This is a genomic window from Streptomyces sp. NPDC059355 (genome assembly GCF_042752335.1).
GTDB lineage: Bacteria > Actinomycetota > Actinomycetes > Streptomycetales > Streptomycetaceae > Streptomyces.
Genome location: NZ_JBHYXN010000120.1, coordinates 1 through 1217, shown reverse-complemented (window position 1 = coordinate 1217; position 1217 = coordinate 1). Strand labels below are relative to the sequence as shown.

The following is a 1217-nucleotide window of genomic DNA, read 5'->3' as shown; positions in this document are numbered from 1 at the left end:
GACGTGTTAATGATCTGCAAATCCTAAGAGCTGTCCCGTAAATGATCTTTGAGTCGTGTTGGGCAGGGTCGGTCGCGGCGTGGTCCGCTCGCCTATCCGGCGAGGGCGAGGTTGTGCAGGCGGGCGATGCCTAGCATGGCGTGGTGGACTCCGTCGCCTTTGAGGCGGCAGTCGCGGAGGGTCTTCCAGGTCTTCATGCGGGCGAAGACGTGCTCGACGCGGGCGCGGACCTGCTTGTGGGACTTGTTGTGATCCTGCTTCCAGTCGGCCAGTTCTTCGCCCTTGCGTCGGCGGTGCGCCATGACGAGTCCTGTGCCGGGGTAGCCGCCGTCGGCGATCGTGAGTGTTCTGCCGACGGCGGCTTCGGCGCCGGGTTCCTCCCATGCCTTGCAGCCGTTGCGGTTCCCGGCGAGCGGCCGGCCGACCACGACGACCAGGCGGGTGTCGGCGTCGATGACGATCTGGTGGCTGGTGGAGTACCGGTAGTTCTTGGACTGCTCTGCCACGGCGTGGTCGCGGGTGGGCACCAGGGTGCCGTCCACGATCAGCACGGTGTCCTTGGTGAACCGCTTGCGGGGCTGCAGGGCGAGCATCGGCCCGAGGTGGTCGATGATGCGGTCCGCCGCCGACCTCGACACCCCGAACAGAGGGGCCAGCCGGCGCATCGTCAAGTTCGTGCGCCAGTAGGCCGCGACCGGCAGTGCCCGGTCCTCCAGCGGAAGGCTCCACGGCCGGCCCTTGCGGACCGCGCCCGCACCTTCACGCCGCACAACCGTCACAAGCTTCCCCAAACAGCGCGGGCTCAGCCCGGTGAACGGGGCTATCCAGGACGGCTCCGACGCCGTGATCACACCAGCCACACCAAGATCATCTAATCCGTGACCAGCAGCTACTGGACAACCCTTAGCTAGGAAACCCTGCGCAACGGATTGCGAGCCAGAAACGCTTCCAAATCAGTGGCGTTCACGCCTGCCTGGGTGGTGCGTCCCTTCGCGTGGAGGTGTAGTGGCAGGTCTCTCACGGCGTCGAGGCTGACCGAGATACGAAGGGCCAGGCCCAGCAGGGCGCAGACAGTCTCCTTCGAATCACCTCACTGGCCAGATGTGGATGGCTGCGAGGTGAAGTCAGACTGAACCGTTCCGACTTCTCTGCCGCTCCGTTGTGAGCCATCAGAGAGGATGGGTCTCGTGCCCAAAAAGATTGACACAGCCCTTCGT

1 protein-coding gene is annotated in these 1217 nt (G+C 64.9%); it reads right to left on the bottom strand.

The annotated features are described in order from the left end of the window. Positions 1-92: 92 nt before the first annotated feature. Positions 93-860: a transposase gene (locus ACFXGI_RS38775; RefSeq protein WP_384717816.1), complete on the bottom strand. Its 768-nt coding sequence runs from the start codon at positions 858-860 to the stop codon at positions 93-95. Positions 861-1217: the final 357 nt, after the last annotated feature.